Raw genomic sequence first — 23619 nt, 5'->3', positions numbered from 1 at the left:
TGCTTTATGTTAAAATCCAAGCACTTGTTTCTAATTTATATACCTTACATTATGCTGGAACGTTTATTTGCACTTTCCCATCAAGGGACGACGGTCAAAACCGAAGTGATCGCTGGATTAACTACATTTGTTACTATGGTTTATATTGTATTTGTAAACCCAGCAATGCTCTCTGAAGCAGGGATCGATATGGGGGCCGCGTTTGTGGCAACTTGCCTTGCTGCGGCGATTGGGTGTTTCATAATGGGGTTTTGGGCAAACTATCCGTTAGCGCTAGCCCCTGGGATGGGGTTGAACGCATTTTTTACTTATGGCGTGGTGTTGGGTATGGGGCACGCATGGCAATCCGCCCTCGGTGCCGTATTTTTGTCTGGCTGCTTATTTCTATTACTTAGTCTGTTTAAAGTGAGAGAGTGGGTGATCCAAGCAATTCCGTTGGTTCTAAAGCAAGCTATTGCGACTGGTATTGGGGCATTTTTGGCACTTATTGCATTAAAAAATGCCGGTATTATTGTGGCAAGCCCTGCAACCCTAGTACAACTTGGTGATATTACGTCGGCTGGACCTCTATTGGCAATTTTAAGTTTCTTTATTATTGCAGCATTAATGTTTCGAGACATTAAAAGTGGTGTGTTATTAAGTATCTTTCTCGTAACCGCCTGTGCGTGGGGACTTGGTTTAGTTGAATATCACGGTATTGTGTCTGCACCTCCGAGTGTAATGCCCACAATGCTGCAATTAGATATTACGTCAGCATTAGAATTGTCGATGTTGAGTGTTGTATTTGCATTTTTGTTCGTCGATTTATTTGATACTTCAGGTACTTTAGTCGCAGTCACACAAAAAGCAGGATTAGCCGATGAGCATGGTAAGATGCCTCGTTTAGGTCGTGCTTTGTCAGCAGATAGTACGGCAACCATTGCTGGGTCGATGTTAGGCACTTCAACAACGACATCATATATAGAATCGGTATCAGGGGTTTCTGTGGGTGGAAAAACAGGCCTGACTGCGGTGGTGGTTGGGGTATGTTTTTTGTTGATGATATTTTTTGCGCCCTTGGCGCAAATGGTGCCTGCATATGCGACAGCTGGGGCTATTTTATATGTTGCGGTATTAATGTTACAAAATTTAAAGTTTGTGAATTGGGATGACATGAGTGACGCGATCCCCGTCAGTGTGGTGCTATTAATGACACCACTTACTTTTTCTATTGCCCATGGCATTGCACTTGGCTTTATTGCTTACACAGTGGTTAAAGTGTTGTGCAAAAAAAGCCATGAAGTGTCGGTAAGTGTATGGATACTCAGTGCATTATTTGTAATGAAATTTGCATTTAGTTAGAAAGTACAAGCCAAGAAAAAGTGGCTTACCACTTTTTCTTGGGCGCGAACAAAATATCTAAATCATCTTGCTCTTGCTCATTCTTTTTCTTAACTGCAGAGGCATTTGAAGCTTTTAACTCAGTACTTATTTCATTTAAGTACGATTCAAGTAAATTTTTCTTTTCTGTTACATAGTCATCGCTGTATGTTACCGCACAGATAGTCGCATAGGCTTTTTCAAAATATTGCCTCGCGGACCCGACCATATTTGCGGTACGCGCTGAAACGCCACGCTTTATTTGGCTCTCAACGTTTATTTTTAATTGCAGTTTTTCAAGACGGCGGTCTTCTGCAACAAATTGCTGCGTATCAACTTTGCCTTTAGAGTGTTCCGAACGAAGCACGTTTCTGAGTTTTTTAATGCCTTGAACTAAAGCGATAAGCTGCTTGTCATTATCAGGTAAAGACAATGTATCACTCTTGCTTTCAGACTCAACAGGCGTATTGACTCGCTCTTTGGCTTCGTGCAAACGGTTTTTTAATTCTCTGGAGGTAGGTGAAAGCTCTACCATGGTTGCTAATGCATCATGAATTCTGCGTTGCAAAACTCGCGTTAGCATTTCAGACATAGGGATATTGGAGCTGTTCACTAAAACGTCTTCTGATTCTTCAATAACTTTTTTTTGCTTAGTTAATTCTTTACGACGTTCAGCTTCTTGTTTCTCCTTGTGCTGTTGAATCGCACTCACCCACACGGCAATGACTATCAGTGCAACAATCAACATAATAATTATAGAAACAAACATAACGAATTCTCTTTGACCACGACTCAAGAAGATGATTTTTTATATTACATCAATTAATTGCATTCTGAACAGTATTACATTCATAAGTGTGAAAAAACTTTTCTAATTCATTATTTTTCATTATAGACCATGATTCAGTTTTGGCTGATAAACAAACAAAATGGGCAATTGCTATCTCGTTCAACTTAAATATGCTAGCCTAAACGATACTGATGATATTACTCTGATCAATGTCACGGAATGTCAGTGCCGATTTATAATTAATAAGAACAAATCAAGCTATGAAATTACAACAACTTAAATACATTGTAGAAGTGCTAAATCACAATTTAAATGTCTCTGCAACAGCCGAGAGCCTTTATACATCTCAACCGGGTATTTCTAAGCAGGTAAGAATGCTAGAAGATGAACTTGGCGTGCAGATTTTTGGCCGTAGTGGTAAACATTTGACGCACGTAACCAGTGCTGGTACTGAGGTCATAAATATTGCACGTGAGATTTTATCAAAAGTAGAAGGGATAAAAGCGGTAGCAAATGAACACACTTTGCCTGATCAAGGTAAACTTAATATTGCAACAACACACACCCAAGCCAGATATGCATTACCCAATGTGATTCAAGGGTTTATGAAAAAGTATCCGGCAGTTTCGTTACATATGCACCAAGGCACGCCCCAGCAAATATCAGATGCTGCAGCGCGAGGAGATGCTGATTTTGCAATTGCAACAGAGGCGCTACACTTATACTCAGATTTGGTTATGCTTCCATGCTATCACTGGAATCGCAGTATTGTTGTTGCGAAAGATCATCCGTTGGCGCAAAAAGCGACTAATTTAACGGTACAGGATGTTGCACAATATCCTTTAATTACCTACGTATTTGGTTTTACTGGTCGTTCTGAGTTAGATAAGGCGTTTAATGCGCATGGTTTAGAACCACATATTGTATTTACTGCGACAGATGCCGATGTAATAAAAACCTATGTTCGTTTAGGGCTGGGCGTTGGGGTTGTTGCATCGATGGCGATTGATGTGGAAGCCGATCAAGATTTAGTCTGTATTGATGCAAGTCATTTATTTGAAGCGAGCACTACAAAAATAGGCTTTAGGAAAGGCAGTTTCCTGCGTGGTTATATGTATGATTTTATAGAGCGTTTTGCACCTCATTTGACAAAGGATGTTGTTGAAAGAGCCAGTTTATTACGCAATCAAGATGATGTTGATGCATTGTTTGCAGATGTAAAACTACCAATTAAATAGTTGCTTTACCAATACAGGTGTGGGTATTGAGTCAATTATTGTAATAACTCAATATCCATTATAATTACTTCATGAAAGCCCAACGAAATGGAACCAGCTTACCTCACCTACCCACCATACTTATTTGTTTCACAGTGCTGTAATACTGTGTAATAGCTTTGCTCCATGGCTTAACTAAACTGAGTATAGTTAGGTTGGAGACCATGCTATGAATGACATAAATTTTAAGCAGCAGACCTTTTCATTAGACCATGTATTCTTTGATGGGTTATTAGATAAACTCGCTGAATATGCACAACAAATACGTCAATTAGTGGGTAATCAAAGGGTAATTGAAGATGATAAGTCATTTGATAGCAGCGCGTGCGTTCATATTATTCATAGTGGCAGAATCTATAGCAGTTTTGATAACCAAGCACATTTTTATGAGGCTATGGCGATTTATAATGGAAAAATATGGGCACTAGGCTCACTGGAAGAAGTGAAGCATAGGGTGTATCAATCGGGATTTATTGCGACTTTTTATTGCTTACGCGAAGAAGAAGTTGTGATGCCCGGGTTTATAGAGCCACATTGTCATTTAATTACGTCATCAATTTTACAGCAATGGTTCCACTTTGGACCATTTGGCTTCGGCTGCCAAAAATCACAGTTTATGTCACAGTATGACCTGTCATATATCGTGCGGTCAGTTATGTATTTGGAAAAAGGTATCCCAAAGGATGACTGGTTATTGGGGTATGGGCTTTATAGTCAGTTATTACTTAACGACGAAGTAAAAACCTATCGAGATATTTTTAGAATGCTAACAAAAGTGAACACTCATAAGCCGCTCGTCATTTTTGACGCGGCTAAGCCGTTTGCTTTTGTTAATTACGCCGTGTTAGAAAAGGTACACAAGTACCTAGTGCGCCAACATTATACAATAACGAAACTAGATTTCTATCGTATGGTTGAAGGGCAGGGGGGGCTGGTAGATGAACAACTTTTATGGTTGTTGGAGGTTCTTCCAGAACATCAGTTAAAACAATACTGTACACATTTGTTTAATTTTACAGATCAATTGCTTAGTCATGCTAAAGGCCAAGGTGTTACACATTTAGGCGTAGTAGATAGTCATCCTGTGGCATTGGATTTACTGGATACTTATTTACAAAAACAGACCGAAATTCATGTGGTCAATGCAACATCTAAATGGATGAATGAGCAATCGAATACGTGTTTGGATTTACCAGACATTGATAGTTATAAGGCTGTTATAGGAAACTCAATTGCGTTGAATATAGGCGAAGTGGGTTATTTAGGTTTTGAGTGGGTACAGAGCTACCACGGGCAAAGTACTTTACAGCCTTGTCAGACTTTAATTAAGCAAGGGATGAATGTTTGCTTACAATCAGGATTCCCCTTGTTACCGTTGTCGCCTTTACGCAGTGCTCAGCAAGCAATATCACGGGAAATGGAGTACGCGCCTCATTGCTATATGACAAAAGAGCGAGTCTTGGGAGCCGAACAATGTTTTACACGGTTACAATCGTTAAAAAGCATTTCTATTTCAGCAGCAGTCCATTTGAAGATTAGTAATCAAGCGGGGTGTCTCGCGGAAGGTCAGCATGCTAACTATGTCGTGTTATCTGCAGATCCATTACACTGTAAAAACAAAGATTTGCGAGAGATAAAGGTTGTAAATAGTGCGATAAATTAGCCGTTACCTGTGAGGTTATACTTTTTCAAAACGACAAATAAAATGTATTTATTCTGCGTGTTAAATCAAGCGAACCCCCTGATATTTTCTCGTTATTTAAATGTGATGCCTATTGTTATTTTTTGTTAATAAGCGGAAATAAGTTAATGCATTGATGCTTAGCCTTATTTTTATATTAATGAACCTATAGTAGGAAATAGGAAGGTTTTTATGCGTTAAAGTTATATAAAATATATTGTATACTTTGTAATTTAAATGTAAAAAATATAAACCTCTATATTGAGGTTTAAACACACAACATTTAAAAAGGTATAGTATGAAATTATCAGCGCTTATGTTGGCTCTACCAACACTTGGTATAAGTATCAGTGCATTAGCACATAATGAAGAGTCACACCGTTCATTCAAACCTCACACTTCTGAGCTTGTTAATACAACGCATCATGGCCACCATGTGCCCCTAGAAAACGAGAGAGCACCGAGTGCAGTATCAGTGCAGCTTTCTGACTTTAACCAGGTCAAAAGGTTAAGCACTACAGCTCAAGTCGCGATGGCGTGTGATCTTAACGCATTGGCATCCGCGAACTCAACACAGCTACTCATCGAAATAAGAAATCAAGGCAGCACATGTATTAATGAACTTTTTAATGCGAATGCCTCTATACAGCAACAAGTGTTTACGTCAGATAAAATGTTCGCAGTTGCCAATCAAGCAAAATTGATGGCAACCAGTTATAACGGGCAAGGTAGTAGTGAGTTAGAATCATTATTCTTATTTATTCGCGCAGGATTTTATGTAGAGTTTTATAACGATAACGTGCAGTTTGCAGCTTGGTTAAAGCCGGCCGTAAAAGGTGCGATAGATGCATTTGTTAATAATAGCCACTTCTATGATAGTAATGATGCGCATGGTCAAGTATTAAAAGAAGTTATCACCACTATGGATAGCTCTGAACAACAAGATGTGTATTTACCTGTAATCAAGCAGTGGTTAACACGTTTTGATCAAAGTTATGCCAATGTGCGGAATATGCATCGCGCAATCAATGGTATTTTTACGGTTTTATATCGGGGGCAGTGGAACGATAACTTTAAAGCGCTTGTGAAATCAGATACTCAACTTGTGCAACTATTAAGTGAGTTCACAAAAAAAACTTGGTTAGTCGGTGCTGACGCTGAATACTTAATGGTTAATGCTGCTGGGGAGCTCGCAAGGCTAAAAGCGTATAAGGATACCCCAATTCAAACTCATGTTGATACGGCCTTAATTCAACTTTTTTCAACGTATAAAAGCTTTGGCTATGGCGATGCTATTTGGTTAAATGCCGCTGATGTGGCAACGTATTATGCGGATTGTAGTAAATACAATATTTGTGGATTTGAAACTCAACTCACTGCACAGGCGCTATCACAAACGTATCAGTGTAGTGATACAGTTAGGATCCGGTCGCAAGATATGACGCCTGCCCAACATGTGTCTGCGTGTAGCACAATGGCAACAGAAGAAGTGCGTTTTCACAGACGTTTAGAAACAAATCAAACACCAGTAGCAGATGACAATAATACTTTTTTGCAAGTTAATATTTTTAACAGCAGCGATGATTATAGAAAATATGCCAAAGCTATCTTTAAAATAGATACTAATAATGGCGGCATGTATTTAGAAGGAGATCCCAGTAAAGTTGGCAATCAGGCAAACTTTATTGCATATGAAGCGACGTATGCAAAGCCAGACCACTATGTTTGGAATTTAGAGCATGAATATGTTCATTATTTAGATGGTCGATTTGACTTATATGGTGATTTTAATGCACCAACGGAAGCAATTGTATGGTGGAGTGAGGGCGTGGCAGAGTACATTGCCAACTTAAATGATAACCAAGCGGCAATTGATACGATAAAAGATGGGTCGACTTATTCACTGGAGCAAGTGTTTGCGACCACGTATGCCGGATTTGACCAAGATAGGATATATCGGTGGGGTTATTTGGCAGTACGATTTATGTTTGAACGTCATAATGATGAACTAAACGCTATGTTAGCCCGTACCCGAGTTGGTGATTGGCAAGGGTACAAAACATTGCTTTCAAGCTGGTCAAGCCAATATGCAAGTGAATTTACTGCTTGGACACAAGAATTAGCCAGTGGCACAGTCAATGATGCACCTATCGGAGTTATTAATGGCCCGTATCAAGGTCTGATCAATGCAGATATACAGTTCTCGAGTCAAGGTAGCAGCGATCCAGATGGTGATATAGTAACGTATTTATGGCAGTTTGGTGATGGCACACAAAGCAATACTGCCAACCCAATTCATCGTTATGCGAATGCAGGGGATTATGTGGTGAGCTTGACCGTTACCGATAATAATGGGGCGAGTAGCGTTGTAACATCAAGTGCGGTTATTACAGGTGGTGGCACCTCGGAGCCAGTTTTGCGTAAAGGGATACCATTAACCATTTCTGGAGCTCAAGATGAGTTGAGCTATTACACTATTGACGTGCCTGTTGGCGCGACTAATTTGCAAGTGTCGACTGGAGAAGGTACGGGAGATGCGGATCTTTATGTTCGCTTTGGCAGTAAGCCAACATTGGCTGAATATGATTGTCGCCCTTATAAAGGCGGCAGTACTGAGCAATGTGATATTGCAACGCCCGAGGCAGGAGTCTACCACGTGATGGTTCGTGGCTATAATAGTTACGCAGATGTGCGCTTATTGGCAGATTTCGAGCAAGCAGCAGTGGCATTACCAGATACATGTCAAACACAAGGGGCGGTAACCAGTGGCCGTCTTATTTCAGGAGAGGCTGTGTGTTTAGGCAATCAGGCACCGATGTGGTTTAGTATCGAAGATGTAAGTGGTCACACTCAAATTAAAATAGAAACAGCACATGGCACCGGTGACATTGAACTCGAATATAGTAACTCTGGATGGCCAAATGATACAAATGTTGATGCAAGTTCTAATAATGTGGGCAATGTAGAGTGTATTAATCTCAGTGCTCAGTCCCAGTATTGGGGCTATTTAAAAGTATCAGGGACCAGTGCAGGCACTACCATGAAAGTAACTTATGATGATGGTGGATGCTAGTTTATTTAGTTTAACTAAGTGCTAGTAAAGAAGGTGGCTTAGCCGCCTTTTTTTAAATGTATAACACGGCAAAAATAAATACCTCACCTACACTGAAATAGATCTTTGCTTTATTGGGTCAACTATCAGGCGAATAACATTAAGAGGAAATTCACATGAAAGCACTTACAGGCGCAGCAATGGCAATGATGGTTGCCGGGTTAGTTGGTTGTAATAGTACAAATACGACAAATTCATCAGCAAGCTCAACCGCGGCTAATGCTGCCGCGAGTGCAAGTTCGACCGATCTTGTTCATTGTTACGACGTGAACGTATGTGGTGGTCATAATGATTGTAAAACAGCAAGTAATGCCTGTGCAGGGCAAGCGTCATGTAAAGGCACTGGTTTTGTTGCTATGCCAAAAAAAGCATGTGGTGATGTGGGCGGAAAAACAAAAGATGCATGGGTGGGTGAAATAGCCAAAGCGGCATTAGTACACTGTCATGATGTAAATATTTGTGGTGGTCATAATGACTGTAAAACTGCGAGCAATGCGTGTGCGGGGCAAGTGTCTTGTAAAGGTACTGGTTTTGTATCAATGCCAGCGAAATCTTGTGGTGACATTGGCGGTAAAGTAAAGAGTTAATAACTAGGGGCTGTTGATCTTTGCTGTTCTATTTTTGTTCTCTTTGAGCGTGCTTTTATCGCGACGCTTAATATGTGGCCTAGTGATCTAAGCGAATATTAAGCAACAAAGAGAAAGGAGTGTTCAAAAGAACCGGTAGGCAGCGCTTGATTGGCTTTTCTACCATGTTATCGGCTGACTTACATGGAATAACCATGCTACGCAGCCTCTGCCTTGTATAAAAGACAATCAAACTGCTGCAAAAATGAACCTAAAAGATCAATAGCCCCTAGCAATTAGTCCACTTAGGCTATGGATGGCCTTTTTATGTAGGAAGTCTATGTCAGTACCGTATTTAGGCTTTGGGATGGGGTTACGTACATGTTACTTCGAACAAATAATCTCAGAGCGGCCAGCGATCGACTGGTTTGAAATCATTTCAGAAAACTATTTTGTATCAGGTGGCAAACCTTGGTACTACTTATCACAAATAAAAGAGCAATACCCCATTGTTATGCATGGTGTGTCGATGTCGATAGGCAGCACCGATGACATTAATACTGACTATTTGAAACAGTTAAAGCGAACCATCGCACGGGTTAACCCAGCTTGGGTATCGGATCACTTGTGTTTTAGCGCATTAGGTGATTTCAATAGTCACGATTTATTACCGATGCCTTACACGGAAGAAGCATTAAATCATTTAACTCAGCGTATATCACAAGTGCAAGATTATTTAGAAAGGCCGATGATATTTGAAAATGTGTCGAGCTATCTAACTTACAAACAATCCCATATGACAGAGTGGGAATTTTTGGCACAATTACATAAACAAACAGGTTGTCAGTTTTTATTAGATATTAATAACGTATATGTAAGTGCGAGAAATCATAGCTTTTCAGCGATGGATTACCTCAATGCGATACCAAAAGAAAGTATCGCGCAAATACATTTAGCTGGACATCAAGATTTTGATAGCCATATTATCGATACACATGATGAGCCTGTCTGTGACGCTGTATGGTCTTTATTTTCAGAGTTTAGTCAACAAGTTTCAGCCGTGAGTACTATGATAGAGCGTGATGATAACTTCCCACCATTAGCGGAATTGTTAGCTGAATTAGAACATGCAAAAGCGTTAACCCGAACACATTGGGGGTAATATGAGTGATTTAGCGACTCTGCAGCATGCTTTTATTGCGCTGCTTCATAATGGAAATAATAGCTTAGCAAATAATATCGTTGATCAGGCACCGTTAGAGGTTTGCCAGCGCTTGGAGATTTATCAAAGTGCTTATCGGATCAGACTTCGTGGTGTTTTAGAGCAGGACCATGAAACATTAGGGTTTTATTTAGGTGATGAGCTGTTTGAAACAATGATGGATGGGTACATCAACTATTACCCTTCACAATCACGCTCGCTAAGACAGTTTGGGGAACGGTTACCAGAATTTTTACGCATTACCTCACCATTTTCAGAACATGGGATTTTAGCGGAGATCGCTGAGTTTGAACGTATTTTATTGAGCTCGTTTGATAGTGGTGACGCATCATTGTTACGGTGGCCGCAATTACAGGCCATTGACATTAATCAATGGCCAAATATGGTGCTACAGTTGCACCCTAGTGTCTATTTTTTTAAATGTGCCTACCCAAGTGTAGAAAGTTGGCGAGCATTAAAAGAAAAAAAGACGCCGCCATTGGCTGATATTCATGAGCCGCATCATTGGCTGATAGCACGAGGGACAGATCATCGAACTGGATTTCATCCTCTAGATAAAAAGCAATGGTTATGTCTAAAAAGCATCGCAGATGGTATGCCGTTTAGTATGGTGTGCCAATCTATTGTTGGTGAATTTGATGATGAGCAAACGTGCTCGATGTTTGTGATTGGTGTGTTGCAGTTAGGGATTGAACAAGGTTGGTTCAGTGGCGTAAATATGCTTCATGGCACCTTAGTTTAACCAGTATAGGTGTTCAAAAGTAACTTTTACCGTTTAATTTAACGGTACAAATACACTGAAAATTCAAACTAGTTATTATACCAACGTTATTAATGCGGTGACGATCCTAGCGAGTACAATGACGATTAACTACGTTAAAGTTTATCTATGTAAAATAACGACATATTGAAACTTTCTCTTTGTTAGTCAGTGTTTATATGTCGTCGTATTTGACTGATGATTTATTACTATTTTGCTGACGTTACCAGCTGCCCGTATTTTGCATCGATTGCCATGGTTCTTGAGCGGGCAAAGCTTCGCCTTTTTGTAGCAACTCAATTGAAATACCATCTGGAGATTGAACAAACGCCATATGTCCGCAGCGAGGAGGGCGATTAATTAAGACTCCCGCGTTCATTAACTTCGTACACGTGTTATAAATATCATCAACAGAAAAAGCCAGATGACCAAAGTTTCTGCCACTTGTGTATTGCTCAGGATCCCAGTTATAGGTTAACTCTATAGTGGGAGTGAATGTTGTTTTTGCTTCTTCTAATTGCCCTGGCGCGGCAAGGTATATTAATGAAAATCGACCTTTTTCGCTGTCGTAACGTTTAACTTCAACTAGGCCCAGTAAATCGCAATAAAAATGCATTGATGCGTCTAAATCTTGCACGCGAACCATAGTGTGTAAAAATTCCATAAAATTGCCCCTTATCATCTTATCGTAGCTATTGTATGTGTAAATTGCGTGATAACAAGGGGCAGTTGAGGTGTTTAGTAGTTTGCAGCCACATTCACACCACTAAACGTGCTGTAAGCACGAAGTGCTATGTGCCATTCGCCGGCCTGTGGGTTAGATAATACACAGCTTTCAGTATTACCCTCTTTGTAGGGTCTGCAGTCATAACTTGACGTTGTGGGTTTACTGCCAAAACGAACATAGAGATCGGCATCTCCACTGCCCGCTGCGGAATCTACCGTAAGTGTAGTAACACCAGTAGGTAGAGTAAGGGTTTTATATATCCACTGACCTTTATCAGCTCCAAGGTTTGGCCATTGCTGTGAACCACCATTATCTGGCGGAGTGTTACTTGAGTCATAGCTAGCAACCAATGTTACATTTGCATAAGGCGCATAGCCTGACAACATAACATAATACTTACCTGCTTGAATGCTTGAAATTTCGCATGTCTCATTGTTGCCCGATTTGTATGGTCGACAATCATAGCTTGTAGAGGTGGGTTTGTTGGCAAACTTAACATAAATATCAGCATCACCTGTCCCTCCTGATGTTTTGAACGAAAGTGTTTTTACTCCAGTTGGAACATCTAATACATAGTATGCTTGTCCGCCTTTGTTACCGTTTAGACCATTTAAAGGGGTATTATTCGTTAGTGGTGTCTCAGCTGTTGGAGGATCTACAGGATCTGTCATATTATCGATGATACTTAAACCGGAAGCGCTTTGCTTGAGCACTAAATCTTCTCCTAACCCGCTTGCATACCACCAATTGATGTTTGCAGGGAGTGCGAGAGGATCGGCATCACGCTGAGCTTTGCTCAATGTACTGGCTGTGCTGTCAAACTGTGCCGTTCTCACGGTTAAGTTGCTACTGGTCACACTCATGACTTTGAATTGTTGAATACTAGCAAGGTCAATAGTCCAAGACTTAGGGTCGTTGGCAGAACGTGCAGGGGCTCCCCAGCTACCCTCACCAACATAAACAGTGCCGCCCGTAGTGGTTTTAACAAAGTTATTGCCAGAAGGTTTTAGTGCTTGGGTAATTTTGTTGATATGTGTATCAGACTCGACAACCAAGTTCATTTTTTTATCATAAAAATTTTGCGCCCACCAAGTGTGCAATATGGTGTTGTCAGATTTACCAGAATAATGCGGATACATTGGCTTATGATATTGAGCGACTCGCCATTTCGCGCTACTTCCTCGTGCGGTTAAATCTTGTGTGAGCCAATTATTCATGGCCATTGCATAGCTTGACCAACCACTGTTTTTGTACTGACTGTTCAGGGTGTACACGCGTAGTAATTGACTAACATTAAATGCACCATAGGTATCTGAGCTCGTGCAACTACCATCTTGGTTAAAGTCAATGCCAAATACCTGACAAAGTGTTTTATAATTGTCGTCTTCATGGTTTCCGTGTGTTGCGACAAAAGGGTAGATACGTTTGTAACTAATGCCGTCAATTTGGTCGGTTGAAAAAGTCAGCTGCCAATCTTTTAAGTATTCTTTCATCTCAGATGATGAGTTTGCATTGGTGTAATCACCTCCATGCATAATAAACAAAGGCCTTATTTTGGCAATGAGTTCATTTCCTTTGCGTCGGTTCGTCCAACCTGTTCTGGTGTCGCCACCGGCAACAACAGTAAAGCCACTACTGGTAGTTGGGGCCGTTTTAAACCATAAACGTTCACCACACCCTTCACTGTCGCATACACGATAATAAACGTTACTATTTTCAGGTAGCCCCGTGAGGGTGACAAACTGACTTTGTAAATTACTTGCAAATGTATGTGATGCTAAAGCTGACTTATCCTGCCAAGTTTGTTCATTGGTTGAGAGCCCATATTTTACATAATGGTTAGTCCCACTTGTAGGTGAGAAACCAATGGTTGCTTGCTGGCTGGGGTTGGCATCCCATACGAGACGATGATATTGGCTACCTGCATGCACCGAACTGCTGGCAAGTGTTAGTCCTATCATTAGGGCCAAAATAGATCTGTTCATTTATTTATTTCCTTTGGGGTTGTAATTAACGTTTCGCGACCGCTTACCTGCGAGGTAGGTAAATCTGTAACTGAGCTTACGAGCATGACAAATGCAGCATTACGATACGGTAAAGTCATGCTCGTCCCAGTGTGAAAGTTGACTGATTTAGCGCCTTCTTTAAATTGATTAAAATGTTTAGATAGCTTGTTAGCTTGCTCTGAACTCCAATAATCACCATGCTGGATATGCAAAAAGAAATCGTGTGCAATATGTGTATTACCGGGACGGCTTGGAGGCTCTACTAGGCTTGCTAATTCTTCACTATTGGGTAATCGCCAGGTTTGTACACCACATAATCCGTTTTCATTGGTATGGCGAAGTAAATCAGTAGTATCACAGCGATTTGACTCAAAGTAGCAATCGCCGAAATTCGCCACGCCTTTCTGGTTTTGATACCAGGAATAGGTCCAGTATCCATCGTGAATAGATTCGTTGTCGGTTTTTATCTCCCATAGTAATTGTTTTTCTTTGTCATACACGCATGCCCAAGGACCTTGCCATGGCTTTAATGGTTTGCCTTCGGCTGATATTTTTATATAGCGCGGGTGCATATGGCTTTTTTGGGTAGGTAATGCAATTAAACAGTAGCCAACAATCACGCTTAGCAGTAAAAAGGATATTAAGAGTCGGTTTTTCATAATATATACTTCAATGAAATGGCTAAGTTATGACGCGTGTGTGCAATTTGACTATGATCAAACGCTGAGACCCACATACAGGTACCATGTTCGAGGGCAACATCATGCTCTGAGGGGGTCATATTTTTTCGCACGAGTTCCAGTGTCCACTGGCCATTCTTCCATTGACCACGAGCGCGGACATCAGCTCTATCTCCTTCAAAGCGGTTTGAGCGGTAGAGGACGGAGGGGAGGCGAGTGCCTATAGGGTAGTGATCATCATCCTTCTTGTATGGCTTAGACCCAAACCATGGTATAACATCACCTTCGTATAGGGCGTCTTTTGGTAGCCTTTTGGGTATGACCCCATTGGGGCTGTACCAAAGCCAGTTCATTACATAAGCACCACTCTCTTTGCCATCAGGCAAATACCCAGCACTGTAGCGTCTTTGTCCAGATAGCACTTTAGTGGGAGGGCCAATAAAATTGTCATCAGCCAAAATCATGTCATTTGTGCGTACTGCTTTCCAATGCCATAAGTCACGTACTTTGTTATCGACACTGGCATGATAACCCTTACCGTGCCAATTACTGGGTTTGTCTTGAAAGGGGGTTTTTCCTAAATGGGCAGTACCATCTGCGCCGCTATTACAGGTTTTAGACAGCATCACGGCAAATTTGTCTTCATAATGACTTTGTTCATCAAATTCATAGAAGCCATTTTCGACAACTTTCCAACCCGTGCTGACTTTTTCAATTGGTAAATGTGAAAGGCTATGTGTTGGATCTGCCCACGTAAATAAAAAGAACGTTTCGTGTTTATTGCTGAGGGCTTTAATGGTCACGGTTGTTTGCCCATCGACAAAGTTTGCACCACCAATGGTATGGACATTGATACTTTGTGCTTCTTGCCATATAGGTTCATCGGCAAGCCCATCAATTTCCATCAAAACATTGGCACCAATTGGGACTACATTCAGGCTGATGTGTGTATTTTGTGCCATGTGATATGTACCAATAGAGGCTAAACTCAACCCAATAGAAAGAAACCAAGGCAGTTGCTTTAGAGGGATGAAGAACACTCTTTTTATGAGCTTTTTACCGAGTTGTAAGAAGTATATCCAGCTATGAAGTAGTAAATAACAACCAATTAAGAATGAGGATATCAGGTGAAGTGTCTGTGTTTGAAATTGGGTTATATTGAAATAGACACTCCAACCCGTGATGATACAGCCAAGTACAGAAAAATAACCAAATCGGTTAACCCAAGTATGGTAGTACGTGTACTTGTTTGGCGTAATGTCGTTGTTTTTATAAAAAACATAAGAAATAGCGGTCAAAGTGATTATACAAGCACTTAACATATGCCAAAAATGAACATGGCCACTAGGTAGAATTGGCGCAAGCACTAACAATTCAGAGTGGCTGATGGTAGCTATCCTTAACCCACTGAATAAACTTGTAAAAATTGCGATTACTATTATGGTGTGTAAAAAAATAAAAAAGGGCCGCGGCAAGGTCTAGTCACTCTATTTGAAATCTAATTATTAATATTTACATTGTATTTACCTTGTGTGAAATATTTATTGGTTATAATTCTATTGGTTAGAGAAATATCAACTAAATTGGTTATGGATCTGTAATTTATTTTGGCTAATATTAACAATAGTTACACCATATATGTATCAAACAGGGAAATGATGGCAAAACAAATATTAGATAGTGAAAATGTAATTGATAGCATGGCTGATATCGTGGCATGTTTGAATACCAGTGATTCGATTCAGCGGTTCCTGCTTGATATTCATTGTATTTTGCAGAAGATTACCTATGCAGATAATTTCTATGTAGTGCTGTTTAAACAAGATGGCTTGTTAAGCTTCCCATATTTTCATGATGTCAAAGATGACATACGCGCGGAAGATCTTGAGAACTTAGATGTTGCCGAAATTGCAAAATCATTGACTGCTTATGCGTTAACTAAAAAAGAAGTATGTAATTTTAGCTACAATGATATTGAACAGCTCATTAGCCAAGGCACGCTTGAAGTGCTAGGTTCATTACCAATGCAATGGCTTTGTTTTCCTTTGCAGAACCGAGATGCGTTCTTAGGCGCGTTCATTATTCAATCATATCGACGAGAGAATGAATATTCAGGTGTTATTGTTGAACTACTTTACACAATTAGTCATGTGATCTCTTCAGCGCTTGATGCGTTTAATAATCAACAAGCTTTATTAGAAGCGAACCATACGTTACAGAATTATCAAGGTGAGTTAGAACATAGAGTTGAGGAACGAACCAAAGAATTACAAAATAGCTTGGAAGAGCTTAAAAAGGAGGTAACGAAGCGCGAAGAGCTACAGCAACAACTGGAATACGATTCGTTACATGATAGTTTGACAGGGTTAGCAAATCGGAAATATTTGTTTAGCGAACTGAATCGATTGGCCGCAAAATCTTCACGTTTATCAGTAGAGGTGTACGTACTTTATTTAGATTTAGATGATTTTAAACCAATTAATGATCAATATGGTCATAAAAGTGGGGATCTTGTGCTGTTAGCGGTGGCAAAGCGTTTACTAGAAGAGCTGCGCGGCTACGATATTGTCTCTCGCCTAGGTGGTGATGAATTTGTCGTGGTAATAACAGAACCACTAGAAAAGCAGGTACTCTTTCAAGTATGTGAACGATTATTAAAGAGTATTCAAGTCCCAGTAACATTGGAAAGTAGTACTCGCGTGATATGTGGTTGCAGTATCGGCATTGCTGGCAATCATGCGCGTGTATTTAACGCTGAAGAGTTGTTACACGCTGCTGATGAAGCATTATATGTGGCTAAAAAGAAAGGCAAGAATCAAATTCATTTCCAAGAGTATGAATAGGTCTTTGTACTTTTTCACCGTTTGCTTTAGGATCGCAGTATGTAGAGGACTTTGTCGTTAGTGCTATGTTAATCAGAGCTTTATTATTTGTATGCTTATTTATTTCGGCCCCTATATTGGCCATTGAGGTCACTGACCTTTATCAAAGTACTTTGGCTGTGTCTGATAAAACCCGTGCGACACGTGTTAAGGCGAGCCAACAGGCCTTAATGAACGTGATTAAAAAATTGACGGGTCGCTATGAAACTGTAGATCACCCGTCAATCACACGTGCAAAACGTTCAATCTCTGATTACATGTTGAAATATGAGTATTTAAATCTAGATGACGATGATGATGAGCTGAAAATTCGCATTAAATTTGAAGCAAATAAGGTTGAAAATCTGGTACGCACAGCACAGTTGCCCTTTTGGGGGAATCGACGCCCTATGATAGCAATTTGGTTAGCAATTGAAGACGATTTACAACGTGAATTTGTGACCCAAGAGCGTTATCCGCAGCTTGGACGTTTAATTTATGATACTGCGGCTGAGTGGGGAGTGCCAGTTGTGGTTCCGCTATTAGATTTACAAGATAGAGCCAGTGTTGGCATAGCTGAAGTTTGGGGGAATTTTTCAGAACCCGTTGAGCAAGCTTCTATCCGATATAATGCTGAACGGGTGATCACTGCACGTATGTTCAAGCAGCCTCATAGTAGTCGCTGGCAGTTAGAGTGGCGATATACTGATGCCGAGCTGTTTGAGTCAAATCAACTGGTGGGTGATAAACAACAAGTGCTCATACAAATGATCAATGATTTGTCTTCTGTATTAGTTGCCAATTACGTGATTGACCCAGCGGTGTCTTATGCGACAACTAGCACTATTTTTACAATCGATAAACTCGAGAGCTTCACGCATATTGAAAGAGCAAAGCGTCAATTGAAGAGTATCAGTACAGTGGCGGATGTTGACATTATTTACCGCTCGAAAGATAAAGTTAAGTTTGAAGTTGAACATACTTCAAGCCTCGAAGATTTAATCAAAGCCATAAAATTAGAGCAGGCATTTTCGGTGTATATAGATCCACGAGCGTTTTATCAAGTGGCTGATGCCGAAAATTTAAAATACAGCTGGGTTGGACCATAATGGGAACTGAACCATTGCAAATGGCGTTGCCTGTTACCTTACCAGATGATGAAACCTTTGCCTCGTATTTTGGCGGAGAAGCCTCACTTGAAGTTACTCACTTAAAAACAACGCTCGCGACGCTTAAAAACAGTTTTCATTTTACTTATTTGTGCGGTCTTGCTGATTCGGGGAAATCGCACTTGCTTTACGCAACCTGTATTCATGCTCAAGAACTCGGACTGTCAACTATTCTGCTCAGTTTAAGAGAAGTCATTGATTTTGGTCCTGCGGTTTTAGATTCACTAGAAAATTTAGATGTGGTGTGTATTGATGATGTGCATCTAGTTGCCGGAATTGAAAGTTGGGAAAAAGCACTTTTTAACTTTTACAACCGGTTTAATGAGCCAGGAAAAAGCCTCGTTGTGACTGCGGATTTACCGCCGAGTATGTTGAATATCTCACTCCCTGATTTAGAGTCTCGCTTAGCGTGGGGAACCACATTCCAAATACGTTCAATGAGTGATGATGATAAAGCTGAAGCATTAGTGAAACGTGCGAATATGCGGGGACTAGAGTTGACTGATGAGTGTGCTCGTTTTTTATTGACACGCCTGAGCAGAGATATGCGCGCATTACTCGACGTGTTAGATAAATTAGATCACGCTTCCATGGCTGCACAACGAAAGTTAACTATTCCGTTTATAAAAACCACTTTACAACTGTGAGTGTTATTTAGCCACTGTGATTATCAATAATTATAAATGCGCTTGAATTTGTTTGAAAAGCCCCACTTTTTGATAAAATTTCAAAATAATCTGACTGAAAGACAAACAGAGCCCTGTTAGGGCTAGAATCTGACCTATGCTTTCAGTTATCATACTTAGTCAACACACAGCAAGTTACCTCAATAAAGATCAGGTATAGAATGAACTTAGAGAATATTTTAGCGCAAGCGCTTGAAGCCGTCGCTGGCGCAAGTGAAATAGCGCACCTTGAGGACGTCCGAGTAAACTATCTTGGAAAGAAAGGTGAGATCACAGGACTATTAAAAACACTAGGTACTTTGGCGCCTGAAGAGCGTAAAGAAGCTGGTGCAGTGATCAACCAAGCGAAGACTCAAGTACAAAACGCGATCAATGAAAAGCGTGAGTTATTAACGCAACAAGCGTTAGAAAAAAAACTCGCGGCTGAAACCATTGATGTTACTTTGCCTGGGCGTGTTATGCCTGTAGGTGGTGTACATCCGGTGACTCGCACGATAGAGCGAATTCAATCATTCTTCGGTGAACTAGGCTTTGAAGTAAAGTCAGGTCCTGAAATCGAAGATGATTTTCATAACTTTGATGCGTTAAATATTCCTGAGCATCATCCTGCTCGTGCTGATCATGATACATTTTATTTTAATCCGAAATTGGTATTGCGTACGCAAACCAGTGGTGTGCAAATACGTACAATGGAAGCAGAGCAACCGCCGCTACGTATTATCTCACCAGGTCGAGTATATCGAAACGATTACGACCAAACTCACACACCGATGTTTCATCAAGTAGAAGGCTTAATGGTCGATACAGATGTGAGCTTTACTGAATTGAAAGGGATTCTGCACGACTTTTTACGTAACTTCTTTGAAGAAGATATGGAAATACGTTTTCGACCTTCTTACTTTCCATTTACTGAGCCTTCGGCCGAGGTAGATGTGATGGGTAAAAATGGCAAATGGCTAGAAGTACTAGGTTGCGGCATGGTACATCCAAATGTATTGCGTTCTGTTGGTATTGATCCAGAGAAATATACGGGGTTTGCATTTGGTATGGGTGTTGAGCGCCTAACGATGCTGCGTTATGGCGTAAATGACCTACGTGCATTCTTTGAAAACGATTTAAAATTCCTAAACCAATTCAGATAAGAGCGAAGTAAATATGAAATTTAGTGAAAAGTGGTTACGTGAGTGGGTTAATCCAGCCATTGAAACTGAGGCTCTATCTGAACAGCTGTCTATGGCTGGTTTAGAGGTTGATGGTTTAGAAGCGGTTGCTGGTGATTTCTCTGGGGTTGTAATTGGTGAAGTAGTCGAATGTGGTCAACACCCTGACGCAGATAAATTACGTGTAACAAAGATCAATGTTGGCAAAGAGGAACTGCTTGATATCGTGTGTGGTGCAGCAAACTGCCGTACGGGTATTAAAGTCGCTGTTGCACAAGTAGGCGCTGTATTGCCAGGTGATTTTAAAATTAAAAAAGCCAAGCTACGTGGTCAACCTTCACACGGCATGTTGTGTGCGTTTGAAGAGCTCGGCATGGCTGAAAGTTCTGACGGTATTTTAGAGCTGCCCGGTGATGCTCCGATTGGTCAATGTATTCGTGAATACTTCGCGTTAGATGATGTGACCATTGATGTTGACTTGACAGCAAACCGCAGTGATTGTTTAGGCATTAAAGGCCTTGCACGTGAAGTAGGTGTTTTGAACTCTTTAGATGTGACTGAAGTAGAGATCACACCTGTCCAGCCAACTATCGATGACAAAATTGATATTGAACTTGTAAACAGTGCATCATGCCCGCGTTATTTAGGTCGTGTTATTAAAGGTATTAACCTTGATGCGACAACGCCACTTTGGATGGTTGAGAATTTGCGTCGTTCAGGTGTGCGTTCAATTGACCCTGTTGTTGACGTAACCAACTACGTTTTATTAGAGCTAGGTCACCCAATGCATGCGTTTGACTTAAGTGCGATTGACGGCGGTATTAAAGTACGTAATGCCAATGAAAATGAAGAGCTTGTTTTATTAGATGGTAATACTGCTAAGTTACACCCCTCAACGCTACTTATTGCAGATGACAATAAAGCACTCGCTATGGCGGGTATTTTCGGTGGTGAAGCGTCGGGCGTTAAAGAGGGAACTCAAGATATCTTACTTGAAAGTGCTTTCTTTTCACCATTGGCAATTGCCGGACAAGCGCGTAAATACGGCTTGCACACCGATGCGTCTCACCGCTATGAGCGTGGCGTTGATTATACATTACAACATGATGCAATGGAGCGTGCTACGGCATTGCTATTAGGCATTGTTGGTGGACAAGCGGGCCCTGTGGTTGAAGCTGTATCAGAAGTTGATTTGCCGGCGGTTAAATCAGTGACGTTGCGCCGCGCGCGTCTAGACCGCGTGATTGGTTACCACATTGAAGACGCTAAAGTCACTGACATTCTTACGCGTCTAGGCCTTGACGTAACAGTGAGCGATGATACATGGCAAGCCGTTGTCCCTAGCTACCGTTTTGATATTCGTATCGAAGAAGATTTAATTGAAGAAGTGGCTCGCGTATTTGGTTATAACAATATTCCAAATGTGGCGCCAACGGCTTCATTGAAAATGACGACGCATGTTGAAGCTAATTTGCCAGTAGCGCGTTTTCGCAATGAATTAGTGGCACGTGGCTTCCAAGAAGCCATTACGTACAGTTTTGTGGACCCTAAAGTTCAGCAGTTACTGCATCCAAGCGCAGATGCATTAGTGTTGCCTCATCCAATTTCTGTTGAAATGTCGGCAATGCGTGTAAGCCTTATGCCAGGTTTAATTAATGCAGTTGTTTATAACCAAAATCGTCAGCAATCACGCATTCGCTTGTTTGAGCATGGCTTAAAGTTTATTAAAGATGAGTCTGCTGAAAATGATGTTGCGCAAGTTGCAGTTTTAGGGGGGGTTGTTTTTGGTAATACACACAACGAGCACTGGTCAGTTGACTCTCGCCCTGCTGATTTCTTTGATGTAAAAGGAGATGTTGAAGCATTACTTGCACTGACAAATGATACAGCGCGTTTTAGCTTTAAAGCTGAGGCAAGTGAGGGGTTACACCCAGGGCAGTCAGCTGCAATTTATGTTGATGATGTAAAAGTTGGCTTTATTGGCGCAGTTCATCCACAATTACAAAAGTCGCTAGGCTTAAATAGCACGGCGTATGTATTTGAAGTGGAAGTAGCCGCTTTGGAGACAAGAAAGCTGCCTGAAGCTGTTATTGTGTCTAAATTTCCATCAAATCGCAGAGATATTGCTATTTTAGTTGCAGATGACGTAAAAATAGGCGATATTTTAAAAAGCATCGAGAAAGTTGGCGGAAATCAATTAGTTGACCTAAACTTATTCGATGTGTATAAGGGCAAAGGTATTGAGCCAGATTTTAAGAGTTTGGCGATTGCTCTTACATTACAAGCGGTTGATAGAACGCTCGAAGAGAAAGATATCAATCAAGTTGTAGACAACGTGGTGGCCGAGTTGGCCAAACAATTTAATGCAACGTTGAGGGACTAGATATGGCGCTTACTAAAGCCGACATAGCTGAACACCTATTTGAGAAATTGGGGATAAATAAAAAGGATGCCAAAGACTTAGTTGAAGCGTTTTTTGAAGAAATCCGCTCAGCGCTCGAAAAAGGAGAGCAGGTTAAGCTCTCTGGATTTGGTAACTTTGATCTTCGTGACAAAAAAGAGAGACCTGGCAGAAACCCGAAAACGGGTGAAGACATTCCTATCTCTGCGCGTCGCGTTGTTACTTTCCGCCCTGGACAAAAACTGAAGACGCGAGTCGAAGTCGGAACCAGCAAAGAAAGCTAACAGATCGCACGGAGCGATTGTAGAACTTGAAGACCTTGAGTATGTTTCATATTCAAGGTCTTTTGCATTTTAAATTAGAGTGAACGTAAGAAGAGAGCGATTAAATTGGCAAGGTACAGAACAATTATTTCTTTATTTTAAAGGTTTATAGTCATTTAAACGAATGTGTGTAGACCGGTCAGCCATCAATAGTTATTACTATAAATTCCGGCCAGAATTATCCTCAAGACTCAGTGACAGGTATTCCTGATACGTAAGCGCAAGTCGATAAGACTAGGCTAAGTTTAAAACTTAAATTTACTTATTTAATTTATAAGCCAAGTGTAGCTGTCATGTATTTTTTACTATTGTTGATAACAAAGGGAACTGATAAACAAGACCAGCACTATATTAATATTCTACAGGAACTCAATGCAATTGACTAAATGGAAGTCATTCAGGCTTTTATGGACACCATGGTTTATTTTACATTTATATATTTATGTGAATCTTTCTTTTTTTGTTGAATTACCGGATGCAATACAGTTCATACGAAGCTTTATTACTACAACGCTCTTAACAGGATGTCTTTTTTATTCATTAGGAATTCGTTGCTTTACGCGCTTTTTTTGGCAGGTGCTATTTATTATTGCAAGCATTGATGAGCTCCTAGGGTGGTATGAGAGTAGTGAATTTGACTTGTTCAATTTTGGGGTAATTACCACTTTTTATATTGTAGCTGCCCTCTACGCATTTCAGAATAAAAAAATTTGGGGAGAGCATCATAAGAATGGAACCTAATTTACGACTCAAAAGATGAATAAATTAAGTGTGTACCTTAGTTGTTATTTATAATTTGAACATTTGGCAATATCAAAAGAGTGAGCCAAATAGCAGCT

19 protein-coding genes are annotated in these 23619 nt (G+C 40.6%); 14 read left to right on the top strand and 5 right to left on the bottom strand.

The window, feature by feature from the left end:
- The first annotated feature begins 51 nt into the window (after nt 1–51).
- Nucleotides 52–1341 carry an NCS2 family permease gene (locus J8L98_RS09185; protein WP_210996298.1) on the top strand — a complete coding sequence of 430 codons (1290 nt, stop codon included), beginning with the start codon at nt 52–54 and terminating at the stop codon, nt 1339–1341.
- A 25-nt stretch (nt 1342–1366) separates the two neighbouring features.
- Here J8L98_RS09185 and J8L98_RS09180 read toward each other — a convergent pair whose 3' ends face one another.
- Nucleotides 1367–2128, bottom strand: coding sequence for a hypothetical protein (locus J8L98_RS09180; RefSeq protein WP_210996177.1), 762 nt, complete (start codon nt 2126–2128; stop codon nt 1367–1369).
- A 281-nt stretch (nt 2129–2409) separates the two neighbouring features.
- Here J8L98_RS09180 and cysB point away from each other — a divergent pair, with 281 nt between their 5' ends.
- The 6 genes from cysB (at nt 2410) to J8L98_RS09150 (ending at nt 10749) form a co-directional block, all read left to right on the top strand.
- Nucleotides 2410–3387, top strand: coding sequence for an HTH-type transcriptional regulator CysB (gene cysB, locus J8L98_RS09175; RefSeq protein WP_192506938.1), 978 nt, complete (start codon nt 2410–2412; stop codon nt 3385–3387).
- 208 nt (nt 3388–3595) lie between these two features.
- The gene (locus tag J8L98_RS09170; protein ID WP_210996176.1) at nt 3596–5089 is read left to right on the top strand and encodes an amidohydrolase family protein; all 1494 of its coding nucleotides are present in this window, start codon (nt 3596–3598) and stop codon (nt 5087–5089) included.
- 316 nt (nt 5090–5405) lie between these two features.
- Complete coding sequence (locus J8L98_RS09165) at nt 5406–8180, top strand: collagenase (RefSeq protein ID WP_210996175.1); 2775 nt, start codon at nt 5406–5408, stop codon at nt 8178–8180.
- Nucleotides 8181–8335: 155 nt separating this feature from the next.
- Nucleotides 8336–8806: a hypothetical protein gene (locus J8L98_RS09160; protein ID WP_210996174.1), complete on the top strand. Its 471-nt coding sequence runs from the start codon at nt 8336–8338 to the stop codon at nt 8804–8806.
- A gap of 319 nt (nt 8807–9125) precedes the next feature.
- Nucleotides 9126–9947 (top strand): DUF692 domain-containing protein, encoded by an 822-nt coding sequence (locus J8L98_RS09155; protein WP_192506942.1) that lies wholly within the window; start codon nt 9126–9128, stop codon nt 9945–9947.
- Between the two features lies 1 nt (nt 9948).
- On the top strand, nt 9949–10749 hold the full coding sequence (locus tag J8L98_RS09150; protein WP_210996173.1) for a DNA-binding domain-containing protein: 801 nt from the start codon (nt 9949–9951) through the stop codon (nt 10747–10749).
- 241 nt (nt 10750–10990) lie between these two features.
- Here J8L98_RS09150 and J8L98_RS09145 read toward each other — a convergent pair whose 3' ends face one another.
- From J8L98_RS09145 to J8L98_RS09130, 4 genes are all read right to left on the bottom strand, one after another.
- Nucleotides 10991–11431, bottom strand: a complete 441-nt coding sequence (locus J8L98_RS09145; protein ID WP_210996172.1) for a VOC family protein — start codon at nt 11429–11431, stop codon at nt 10991–10993.
- 74 nt (nt 11432–11505) lie between these two features.
- Nucleotides 11506–13479, bottom strand: coding sequence for a pre-peptidase C-terminal domain-containing protein (locus tag J8L98_RS09140; RefSeq protein WP_210996171.1), 1974 nt, complete (start codon nt 13477–13479; stop codon nt 11506–11508).
- Nucleotides 13476–14159 (bottom strand): DUF1566 domain-containing protein, encoded by a 684-nt coding sequence (locus J8L98_RS09135; RefSeq protein WP_210996170.1) that lies wholly within the window; start codon nt 14157–14159, stop codon nt 13476–13478. Before J8L98_RS09135 ends, J8L98_RS09140 begins: the two co-directional genes overlap by 4 nt.
- Complete coding sequence (locus J8L98_RS09130; protein ID WP_247682491.1) at nt 14156–15142, bottom strand: ethylbenzene dehydrogenase-related protein; 987 nt, start codon at nt 15140–15142, stop codon at nt 14156–14158. Before J8L98_RS09130 ends, J8L98_RS09135 begins: the two co-directional genes overlap by 4 nt.
- Before the next feature lie 696 nt (nt 15143–15838).
- Between J8L98_RS09130 and J8L98_RS09125 the strand changes: the two genes are divergently transcribed.
- From J8L98_RS09125 to J8L98_RS09095, 7 genes are all read left to right on the top strand, one after another.
- Nucleotides 15839–17023: a GGDEF domain-containing protein gene (locus J8L98_RS09125; protein WP_210996169.1), complete on the top strand. Its 1185-nt coding sequence runs from the start codon at nt 15839–15841 to the stop codon at nt 17021–17023.
- Between the two features lie 65 nt (nt 17024–17088).
- Entirely contained in the window at nt 17089–18150 is a 1062-nt protein-coding gene (locus J8L98_RS09120; protein WP_210996168.1) for a DUF2066 domain-containing protein, read from the top strand.
- Entirely contained in the window at nt 18147–18857 is a 711-nt protein-coding gene (hda, locus tag J8L98_RS09115; protein WP_210996296.1) for a DnaA inactivator Hda, read from the top strand. Before J8L98_RS09120 ends, hda begins: the two co-directional genes overlap by 4 nt.
- A gap of 200 nt (nt 18858–19057) precedes the next feature.
- Nucleotides 19058–20038: a phenylalanine--tRNA ligase subunit alpha gene (gene pheS / locus J8L98_RS09110; protein WP_210996167.1), complete on the top strand. Its 981-nt coding sequence runs from the start codon at nt 19058–19060 to the stop codon at nt 20036–20038.
- A gap of 13 nt (nt 20039–20051) precedes the next feature.
- Nucleotides 20052–22439 (top strand): phenylalanine--tRNA ligase subunit beta, encoded by a 2388-nt coding sequence (gene pheT, locus J8L98_RS09105; protein ID WP_210996166.1) that lies wholly within the window; start codon nt 20052–20054, stop codon nt 22437–22439.
- A 2-nt stretch (nt 22440–22441) separates the two neighbouring features.
- The gene (gene ihfA, locus J8L98_RS09100; protein WP_010362644.1) at nt 22442–22741 is read left to right on the top strand and encodes an integration host factor subunit alpha; all 300 of its coding nucleotides are present in this window, start codon (nt 22442–22444) and stop codon (nt 22739–22741) included.
- A 411-nt stretch (nt 22742–23152) separates the two neighbouring features.
- A complete protein-coding gene (locus J8L98_RS09095; RefSeq protein WP_210996165.1) occupies nt 23153–23521 on the top strand; it encodes a hypothetical protein in 369 nt (122 codons plus the stop codon).
- Nucleotides 23522–23619 lie beyond the last annotated feature (98 nt).

Origin of the sequence: Pseudoalteromonas sp. MMG013 (assembly GCF_018100885.1) — a bacterium.
Classification (GTDB): domain Bacteria; phylum Pseudomonadota; class Gammaproteobacteria; order Enterobacterales; family Alteromonadaceae; genus Pseudoalteromonas; species Pseudoalteromonas aurantia.
Note: the sequence above shows the minus strand (reverse complement) of the source record. Positions and strands in the feature narration are given on the sequence as shown.